This is a genomic window from Collinsella sp. TM05-38, assembly GCF_003466445.1.
Classification (GTDB): Bacteria; Actinomycetota; Coriobacteriia; order Coriobacteriales; family Coriobacteriaceae; genus Collinsella.
In genome coordinates this window covers 48,349-57,529 of the sequence record NZ_QSPM01000015.1, presented here as the reverse complement: position 1 = coordinate 57,529, position 9,181 = coordinate 48,349, and the positions used below count along the sequence as shown (strand labels likewise).

At 58.7% G+C, this 9,181-nt stretch carries 8 protein-coding genes and 1 pseudogene; 5 read left to right on the top strand and 4 right to left on the bottom strand.

The window, feature by feature from the left end; translation table 11 throughout:
- Positions 1–199: 199 nt before the first annotated feature.
- Complete coding sequence (locus DXD49_RS08565) at positions 200–1,027, bottom strand: Cof-type HAD-IIB family hydrolase (RefSeq protein ID WP_117794736.1); 828 nt, start codon at positions 1,025–1,027, stop codon at positions 200–202.
- 553 nt (positions 1,028–1,580) lie between these two features.
- Between DXD49_RS08565 and DXD49_RS08560 the strand changes: the two genes are divergently transcribed.
- The 4 genes from DXD49_RS08560 (at position 1,581) to ndk (ending at position 5,552) form a co-directional block, all read left to right on the top strand.
- Positions 1,581–2,807 carry an argininosuccinate synthase gene (locus DXD49_RS08560; protein WP_035138001.1) on the top strand — a complete coding sequence of 409 codons (1,227 nt, stop codon included), beginning with the start codon at positions 1,581–1,583 and terminating at the stop codon, positions 2,805–2,807.
- A 234-nt stretch (positions 2,808–3,041) separates the two neighbouring features.
- Positions 3,042–3,212 (top strand): hypothetical protein, encoded by a 171-nt coding sequence (locus DXD49_RS09690; RefSeq protein ID WP_158550218.1) that lies wholly within the window; start codon positions 3,042–3,044, stop codon positions 3,210–3,212.
- A gap of 118 nt (positions 3,213–3,330) precedes the next feature.
- Complete coding sequence (gene argH / locus DXD49_RS08555; protein WP_117794735.1) at positions 3,331–4,761, top strand: argininosuccinate lyase; 1,431 nt, start codon at positions 3,331–3,333, stop codon at positions 4,759–4,761.
- A gap of 386 nt (positions 4,762–5,147) precedes the next feature.
- Positions 5,148–5,552, top strand: a complete 405-nt coding sequence (gene ndk, locus DXD49_RS08550; protein ID WP_055251725.1) for a nucleoside-diphosphate kinase — start codon at positions 5,148–5,150, stop codon at positions 5,550–5,552.
- 234 nt (positions 5,553–5,786) lie between these two features.
- On the opposite strand, the gene rpiB is transcribed toward ndk, so the two are convergent.
- Complete coding sequence (gene rpiB, locus DXD49_RS08545) at positions 5,787–6,254, bottom strand: ribose 5-phosphate isomerase B (RefSeq protein WP_055251633.1); 468 nt, start codon at positions 6,252–6,254, stop codon at positions 5,787–5,789.
- A 267-nt stretch (positions 6,255–6,521) separates the two neighbouring features.
- On the opposite strand from rpiB, the gene DXD49_RS08540 reads away from it, so the two are divergent.
- On the top strand, positions 6,522–7,835 hold the full coding sequence (locus DXD49_RS08540; RefSeq protein ID WP_117794734.1) for a serine dehydratase subunit alpha family protein: 1,314 nt from the start codon (positions 6,522–6,524) through the stop codon (positions 7,833–7,835).
- Positions 7,836–8,249: 414 nt separating this feature from the next.
- Here DXD49_RS08540 and DXD49_RS10080 read toward each other — a convergent pair.
- Positions 8,250–8,333, bottom strand: a pseudogene (locus DXD49_RS10080) (helix-turn-helix transcriptional regulator); the annotation flags it as partial.
- A gap of 478 nt (positions 8,334–8,811) precedes the next feature.
- Entirely contained in the window at positions 8,812–9,171 is a 360-nt protein-coding gene (locus DXD49_RS08530) for a hypothetical protein (protein WP_117794733.1), read from the bottom strand.
- Positions 9,172–9,181 lie beyond the last annotated feature (10 nt).

Here is a 9,181-nt window from a genome sequence, read left to right as displayed (position 1 = left end):
ATGACGGGGCGGAATGTCAATCCTGGTCTAACAGAGCCTTAATTTATCCCACAGTAACCAAAACAGAGGGGAGCCCCTTCCAACAAGGGGCTCCCCTCTGCTCAAATCATTTCAGCTAAGTAACTAGACACTCAAGACGCCATCTCGGCGGCAAGTAAGTAAACCTAGGGCCTCGCCCGGCCGGGTCCGACGAGCAACGTTAACGAGCCGCCAAGATGGCATCGATGAGCGCCAGTACGCCCCCGTCGTTGTTGCTCGGAATGCGCCACTTGGCGTGCGCGTTCATATGCTCTTCGGCATTGTCCACGATATAGCTATGCCCGACGCGCTCCAACATGGGGATGTCGTTGTAGGTATCGCCCACGGCGGCGGCATCGGCGATATCGATGCCGAGTTGCTCGCACAGGTGCGCGACGCCCGAACCCTTGTCGACGCCCAGGTTCATAAAGTCGATCCACTCGCGGCCGGCATTGGTGACGTAGAGCTGGTCCGAGAACGCGGGGCTATAGTCCTCGCGAAATGCGGGCTCGGCATCGTAGGCGGGGAAGAAGATCGAGATCTTGTTGGAGTCGACGTCGAGGCCCTCAAAGGTATCGACGTAGTTGATCGTGTTGTAGTAAACGCTGAGCTCGTCGTGGTATTGGTGGTCGCGAGCAAGCACGTAAAACTCGTCGAAGCAGCACAGGACGGGGACAGCGCGCGGATCCTCCGAGGCGCGGCTCAAGACCTGCTGATACAGCGCCACATCGATAGTGCTCTTATAGATATAGTTGCCGCGGTAGATCACGCAGGCTCCGTTATCGGGGCAGAAAGCAAGGCGGTTTTTGATGCCCTCGAACATCTCCTCGAGCTTGGGGGCGGGACGTCCGCTGGCGGGGCAGAACACGATGCCAGCCTCGGCGAGCTTTTCCAGGCGCTCATCGAGGCCCTGGGGCAGTACGCGCTCGTCGGTCAGCAATGTCTTGTCCATATCGACGGCAAGGATCTTGATGTTGCCGATAGCGGCGTCCGATTCGTAAGTTTGCATAAAAGCGCCTTTCCGTTTCTAAATTGTTTCGGGCGGAATAACCCTCCGGTTGGTAATCGAGCGTATTTTCGCAGGAACGAAGCCTGTTTGCATCACGATTCACAAAGTAATGAAAAACTTTTCAGAAATTTGAATTTGTCGCTTGTACTGCGGGCACTTTAGCGTAATATAGCGACCATCGAAAACGGAGACGGAAAAACAACCGCTTACCGAGGAAAAGGTACCGTTTGCGATATTTGAATTGCGCCCGGCGATATGTGAAAGGAGAGGCAGATGCAGTTCGTAAAGATCATCACCACTGCAGACAATGCCATCCGACGCCAGCGCGCAATTTCCCGACGACGATAACAATCGTCTCTGTCCGCATGGGGCGAATTGCCTCAACAGAGTCATTTTGAGGTCGTTGGGTTTTAGCACGACATTGCTGCATGTTTCTAGGGCATGTATGTGCTGATTTTTGCTATTTAACCTGATATTGCACGGTATTTGACCTTGAAATGACTTGCAACTGACCGATGTTCTAACTAGCTACCAAGGGCGAAAGGAAACAGCCATGAGCAAGGAAAAAGTCGTTCTCGCATATTCTGGTGGCCTTGATACATCCGTATGTGTCAAGTGGCTCCAAGACGAGAAGAATCTCGATGTCGTTTGCGTCTGCGGCAACGTGGGCCAGGAGGAGACCGGTCTGGACGCCAAGAAGCAGAAGGCACTCGACCTGGGCGTTCTCGATTGCCAGGTGCTCGACCTGCGCGACGAATTCTCCGATGAGTTCCTGACTAAGGCCATCGCTGCCAACTCCATGTATGAGAACAAGTACCCGCTGCTCTCCGCCCTGTCTCGTCCGCTGCTCGCCAAGAAGCTCGTCGAGGTCGCTCACGAGTTTGGTGCGACCTACGTTGCCCATGGCTGCACCGGCAAGGGTAACGACCAGGTTCGTTTTGAGGCTGCCGTCAAGGCCCTCGATCCCGAGCTTAAGGTTATCGCTCCGGTTCGTGAGTGGGATCTGAAGTGCCGCCCCGACGAGGTCGCCTATGCCCACGCCCACAACGTGCCGGTTCCCGAGGGTGCCAACGACAACCCCTATTCCATCGACGACAACCTGTGGGGTCGCGCCATTGAGTGCGGCCATCTGGAGGATCCCTGGAACGAGCCGCTCGACGACGCTTGGGTTATGACCAAGAATCCCGAGGACACGCCCGACACCCCGACCTACACCGAGATTGAGTTTGAGGCCGGCAAGCCCGTCGCCGTCGACGGCAAGAAGATGAAGCTCTCCGAGATCGTCATCGCCCTCAACAAGATTTCGGGCGACAACGGCTTTGGCCGTCTCGACCTGGTCGAGGACCGTCTGGTGGGCCTCAAGAGCCGCGAGTGCTACGAGGTTCCCGGCGCCCTGACGCTTATCACCGCCCATAAGGCGCTCGAGGACATTTGCGTTGAGGGCGATCTGCTCAAGACCAAGATCAAGCTCGAGCAGGATTGGGCTACCGCCGTGTACAACGGCCAGTGGTATAGCCCGCTCAAAAACGCGCTCGACGCCTTTATGGCCGACACCCAGAAGTTCGTGACCGGCACCGTCCGTCTGAAGTTCTTTAAGGGCAACTGCCACGTTGTCGGCCGCAAGAGCCCCTTTAGCCTCTACGACTACGGTCTGGCCACCTACGACCGCGACACTACGTTTGACGAGAAGGCCAGCGCCGGCTTTATCGAGATCGACACGCTGTCGCTCAAGACGTGGGCAAAGGTCCAGGGCCCCAGCTCCGCTGCCGCCCAGGCCTAAGGCTTTTCCTTCCCTTGGTATCCGCGCGGCCCATCCGCGTGATACAAAACGGGCGCACGGGGCCCCTACCTTTCGTTATGCTTGCTGACACTTCTTAACATCGGTGGCCCCTACGTTCCGCCCGCATATATGAGCCGCGTCTGCGGCTGAGTCCGAGCCCCGCCGGGGTTGTCCGGCGGGGCTCCTTCTATCAATTTGGCGGCTCTGCGCCTATATATATGAGGAGTATCCATTATGTTCAATGCTATCGCGCATGCTTTACTTGCCCTCGCGCCCGAGTTCGATGCTGCAAGGGTCGAGGACGTCCCTATGAGCCTGAAGGCCTGGATCGATGGTTCGCAGGGCAACATCCGGAGAGAGACGTTGGGCGCCAAGTGCATGGCGCGTCACTTCTTTGCAAATTAGCTACATGGCTCCGCACACGGTGGGGAATGTGTAAAACTAGCGGTTGAAAAATCGCTTTAGCGATATGGCGCATTGCTTTGGGCGCTTGTTTTGGTATTTGGAGAAAGGGGACGGTTCCATGGCTCTTTGGGGCGGTCGTTTTGAGGCGGGCGTGGCCGAGGTCACGCAGGAGTTTGGCGCGTCGCTGCCGGTCGACAAACATCTCTATAAGCAGGATATCGCTGGCTCTAAGGCGCATGCCAAAATGCTGGCGGCCCAGGGCATCATCAGTGCCGAGGACGAGCAGGCGATTGCCGAGGGCCTGACCGGAATCGAACAGGATATCGATGCCGGCAACTTTACCTTCGATATCAACGACGAGGACATCCATATGTCCATCGAGAGCGAGCTGACGCGTCGCATCGGCGAGGCCGGTAAGCGCTTGCATACCGGACGTTCGCGCAACGACCAGGTGGCGACCGATACGCGCCTGGGCGTCAAGGCGCTGGCCAGGGAGCTCATGGAGGCCAATCTTGAGCTGCGCCATGTGCTGGTGGATGCGGCTAAGAAGTACGACAAAGTGATTCTACCTGGCTACACGCACATGCAGCATGCTCAGCCCGTGCTGCTGTCGCATCATCTGCTGGCGTATTCCTGGATGTTCGCGCGCGACTTTACACGGCTAAAGGCCGCCTTTGATGCCGCCGACAACTGCCCGCTGGGTGCTGCCGCGCTTGCCGGCACGAGCTATCCGCTCGATCGCCAGATGACGGCTGCCGAACTTGGCTTTGCGGGTGTGATCCCTAACTCGCTCGACGCTGTTTCCGATCGCGATTTCCTGCTCGATCTGCATTACGCTGGCTCCGTTATGGCCATGCATCTGTCGCGTTTTTCCGAGGAGATCGTGCTGTGGTCGAGCTCCGAATTTGGCTTTATCACGCTTTCCGACTCTTACTCCACCGGCTCGTCCATCATGCCGCAGAAGAAAAATCCCGACTTTGCCGAGCTGATCCGCGGCAAGAGCGGCCGCGTCTACGGCAACCTGGTGCAGCTACTGGTGACCATGAAGGGCTTGCCGTTGGCCTATAACAAGGACCTGCAGGAGGACAAGGAGGGTGCGCTCGATACTGCCCATACGCTCATGCAGTGCCTGTCCGTTATGGCCGGCATGATTTCGACCTGGACTGTCAACGAGGATGCCATGGCGCGCGAGTGCGGCGTGGGTCACCTTGCGGCTACCGACGTTGCCGATTACCTGGCTAAGCGCGGCCTGCCGTTCCGCGAGGCGCACGCCGTGGTGGGCCATCTGGTCCTGATGTGCGAGAAGCACGGCTGCAATCTTGAGGACCTGCCGTTCGAGGTGTTCCAGGAGGCAAGTCCGCTCTTTGAGCGCGATATTACCGAGGCGCTCGATATCCCGTCGATTGTCGCTGCGCGCACGACCGAGGGCGGTACCGCTCCTGCCGCCGTTGCCGTCCAGCTGGAGCGTGCCGAGGTACAGCTCGTGGCCGACGAGGGCGTGTTTGGATCGCTGACCAAGGTCGTCGAGATGGGCCACGGGGCAAAGTAAGGGTTTGCTTGAGGCTTATTGGCCATTTATTGATAAATCGTTTTTGCTTCTTACGGGCGTCTGCTGATGTGGGCGTCTGTATTTTGTTGTAATGGGGGAGGGGCTTGTCGAGAACTTCTGTAGGACCTTTGGGCAGGTTGTGAAGGGGGGTACGTTCACAGGCGGCAACCGACCGTCCGCTCGGTTCGGTGCGGTTGATGGGTAGTCGGATGGTACTCTAGTCGGGCTTCGAAACAGAAGTGACACATATGGAACGCTTCAATTAATTGCAGCGATTCAATAAACATCTTTTTGTTTAACTGCAGCTAAAACTCTGTTACGATGCAGTCCAGGCGAGTGCCGGAATGGGACTTGGGCACGCGCGAACCTACTTGAAAGGCTACCTTATGGCTATCGAGAAGACCTTCATCATGATTAAGCCCGACGCCGTGCGCGATCGCAAGATCGGCGAGATCGTTGCTCGCATTGAGCGCAGCGGCCTTGTCATCGAGCGCATGGAGATGACCACGCTCGAGCGCGCTACCGTCGAGGAGCACTACGCTCATCTGGCCGACAAGCCTTTCTTTGGCGGTCTCTGCGACTTTATGACGAGCGGTCCGGTCGTCAAGATGGTCGTTTCCGGTCTTTCTGCTGTCTCCAAGATGCGCACTCTTATGGGCGCTACCAACCCGCTTGATGCTGCCCCCGGCACCATCCGCGGCGACTTCGCTGTCGATGTCAACGCCAACGTGATTCACGGCTCCGACTGCCTGGAGAACGCCGAGATCGAGATCAAGCGCTTCTTTGGCTAAACCAGCTTTGACTCCTTAAAGCTGTTAGCGTGTGGCTTAGGCGCCGCGGAACTCCATCCGCGGCGCCCTTTTTATCCCAGTAGATTTTTGGGATATGGCTAGAAATCTACCTTTTGTCGCACATGGACTGCGAAAGGTAGATTTCTAGGCATGCCCCAAAAATCTAATATAGAGCCCCCGCCCGGATTTGCGTTCCGGACGGGGGTTTTCGTTGGCGTATGGCGTTGTAGGTCTTTAAGCTTCGTCGACGACCTTGAGGCCGCGGGTCTGGTCGATCTCGTTGAGGAGATTGACGCGACGCTCGTGACGGCCGCCCTCGAACTCGGCATCGAGCCACTCGTCGACGATCATCTTGGCGAGCTCGGAGCCCACGACGCGGGCGCCAAAGGCGAGCACGTTGGTGTTGTTGTGCATGCGCGAGAGCTTGGCGCTGAAGGGCTCGGAGCACACGACGGCACGAACGCCCTCGACCTTGTTGGCGGCCAAGCTAATCCCGACACCGGTGCCGCAGATCAGGATGCCCAGATCGACGTCGCCGTTGGCTACAGCTTTGCCCACCTTGTAGCCGGCGATGGGGTAATCAAAGCTCTCGGAGGTGTCGGTGCCAAAGTTCACGACCTCGCAGCCGCGCTCCTTCAGGTGCTCGGAAATGATGTTCTTGAGCTCGACGGCGGCGTGGTCGTTGCCGATACCGATCTTCATGAGTGGTTCCTCTCTGGTCCGTGCGGCGGAATTGCTAAAGGTTTTACCGCGTTCGACTGCATGATAGCGCGTCTTTTGCCTAAACACTCGGGCGTTTTTTGGTCAAACGCTTTAGCGGACACGAACATCAGTCCATCACGAAAAATGCCGCCAATTTGCTTCTGGCGGCCGTCTGCCGGAACTCGACTTGCGGTTTTTGGTGCCTTGTTATCAAATGGAGAAGTTGATACTTGCGAGAGCAACCCGTTATACATGTAGGAGATACCTATGCCTACCGATTCCATCCGTGATACCGCGTTTTGTGGTGTTTTGAACCGCGAGCTTGTCTGTGCGCTCGGCTGCACCGAGCCCATTGCCGTTGCCTATGCGGCGGCGCTGGCGAGCCAGACGCTCGGTTGCGAACCCGAACATATGGATGTTGCCTGCTCGGGCAACATCATCAAGAACGTAAAGAGCGTGACCGTGCCCAACTCGGGCGGTATGCACGGTATTGAGGCCGCGGCCGTGCTGGGTGCCGTGGGCGGTGACGCCAAGAGCGCGCTCGAGGTGCTCGAGAGTGTTGGCGATGCAGACCGTGCTCGCGTGACCGAGCTGCTCTCCGATGCCGACTACTGCGATGTGTCGCTTGTCGAGGGTGTGCCCAACCTCTACATTAAGGTGACTGCCACGGCCGGAGGTCATACTGCGGTCGTCGAGATCACCGACCATCACACCAATGTTACGTGCCATACACTCGATGGCATTCCGATGTGTGGCAAGTCGGCGGGGGAGTGTGCCGCCTGCGCCGAGCTCGTCGTGGCCGAGCGTGCCGCCGATACGCCCATGTCGATTGAGTCTATCATTGACTTTATCGAGGACGGCGACATCGAGGGCGCCCGCGCTGCCGTTGAGCGTCAGATTGAGCTGAACGGCGCTATTAGCGCCGAGGGCTTGGTGAACGCTTGGGGCGCCGAGGTGGGCCGTACGCTGCTGGGCGCTCGCGCCGACGATGTCGCCTGCCGTGCGCGTGCGCGTGCGGCCGCCGGGTCTGACGCCCGTATGAACGGCTGTGCGCTACCGGTCGCCATTGTGTGCGGCTCGGGCAACCAGGGTATTACCTGTGCGTTGCCCGTTATGGAATATGCCGATTACCTGCGCTGCGACCACGAGCGCCTGGTGCGCGCCGTGATGCTGTCTGATCTTATTGCCGTGCATATCAAGAGCTATATTGGTGCGCTCTCGGCGTTTTGCGGTGCTATTTGCGCTGCGTGCGGTGCCGGCGCGGCGATTACCTGGCTGTGCGGTGGCACGCGCGAGCAGATCGGCGCGACGGTCTCCAATACGCTCGGTAACGTGGGCGGCATCGTGTGCGATGGCGCCAAGGCAAGCTGCGCCGCTAAGATTTCCGCTGCCGTTGATGCGGCGATTCTGGGCCACGATATGGCCATGCAGGGCCGCGGCTTCCGTGCCGGCGAGGGCCTGATTCAGGATACGGTGGAAGAGACGATCGCCAGCATGGGCTATGTGGGCCGCGTTGGCATGAAGGATACCGACGTCGAGATCCTCAACATCATGATCGGCAAGACCATCGTCGACTGCTAGGGGCTCTGGGGCACTGCATCTTGTTGTTGAAACTATCGCGCTTGTGGCTGTAAAGCACCTGTCTGCATTGCGGACAGCGAGGATCTCGCGGTATGTCACCAGGTCGTTCTCGCGCTTGATGCGCTCGAGGACGGTCGCGACAACAAGCGCCGCTATCGCCGGCAGGAACGCCGCAGCCGCGGCGACGCCGACGCCCCAGGTGCCCTCCATCCAGTTAAACGCCGGCGACAGTATCAGCGCGAACGCCACCGCCAGCAACGCGAGCATCAGCACGGCCAGCCATAGCATCCGCGTTCCCATGCGCTTGCGGTCTCTTTCGACTGCCTCTTCCATAACGGTCACGTCTCCCTTCACGAGCGTGTCTATGGAGGTGTCGAATAGGATGCTCAGCATGAGCAGGCTCTGGACGTCCGGATACGTCTTGTCCCGCTCCCAGTTCGAGATCGTCTGACGCGACACGTAGAGTTTCTCGGCGAGCTGTTCTTGGGAGAGCCCCATCGCCTCGCGCCTCGTCTTGATCTGGTTGCTGATGTCCATCGTCACCTCCCGGTCGTGAAGGAGCGTCCCGCGAACACGTCGGGTGCGCTATCGAATCTGTTGTACATCTTACGCGGAACACTTCACCGCCCGCTGCAAAATCTGTTGTACACGCTTGTGAGCTGGGAGATTCATGAATCGTGGTGCGATTGGAGTGATGTGCGCCCTATATGCGGGCCTCTTTGATTGGCTAGATACGCACCGAGCTCTTTGAAACGTTGGGCGCCCAATGCGCATCTCATTTCATCTTCGGAGCACTTTGAAAACTTCGGTGCACCTGAGCATGATAAACCGAATGGAAAATGGTTCACAGATGCACCGAAGATCCGGTAGACGCACCGAAGATCCGGTAGACGCACCGAAGATCCGGTAGGCGCCCAAAGATCAGATGGGTGCACCGAAAGTGCCGGACCCGTACGGCCCTTTATGGACATCTGGTTCAACGTGGTGGGCGACACCGCTTGGCCATGCTGACGCGCAGGACCATGGCGGTGTAGCCGATTGCGGCGTAGGCGATGCCGTAGAACGCGATGTCCTGGCTGCCCTCGACCGCGAGGGGAAACAGGAGGGCGAAGGCGGCCCCGAGCGCCGCGGGCACCCAGAAGAGCGTTCGCGCGGAGCCCGCGGCGAGCATGCCGAGGGCGACCGCAATGATTGGGAGAAGGGCGTAGAGGAGCGCCATCATGGCGAACATCCCCGCATCGGGCGGGACGGCGCCGACCGGGAGGGCGGGAACCGCCCAGCATGCGGCGGCGATGGCGGCTGCGGAGATGAGCGATGCGCGCGCGGTTGCGTTCATGGGGCCTCCT

Coding starts and splice junctions, on each gene's coding strand:
- DXD49_RS08565 (WP_117794736.1), bottom strand. CDS start 1,027: ATGCAAACTTACGAATCGGACGCCGCTATCGGCAACATCAAGATCCTT.
- DXD49_RS08540 (WP_117794734.1), top strand. CDS start 6,522: ATGCCTACCGATTCCATCCGTGATACCGCGTTTTGTGGTGTTTTGAAC.
- DXD49_RS08530 (WP_117794733.1), bottom strand. CDS start 9,171: ATGAACGCAACCGCGCGCGCATCGCTCATCTCCGCAGCCGCCATCGCC.
- ndk (WP_055251725.1), top strand. CDS start 5,148: ATGGCTATCGAGAAGACCTTCATCATGATTAAGCCCGACGCCGTGCGC.
- argH (WP_117794735.1), top strand. CDS start 3,331: ATGGCTCTTTGGGGCGGTCGTTTTGAGGCGGGCGTGGCCGAGGTCACG.
- DXD49_RS08560 (WP_035138001.1), top strand. CDS start 1,581: ATGAGCAAGGAAAAAGTCGTTCTCGCATATTCTGGTGGCCTTGATACA.
- DXD49_RS09690 (WP_158550218.1), top strand. CDS start 3,042: ATGTTCAATGCTATCGCGCATGCTTTACTTGCCCTCGCGCCCGAGTTC.
- rpiB (WP_055251633.1), bottom strand. CDS start 6,254: ATGAAGATCGGTATCGGCAACGACCACGCCGCCGTCGAGCTCAAGAAC.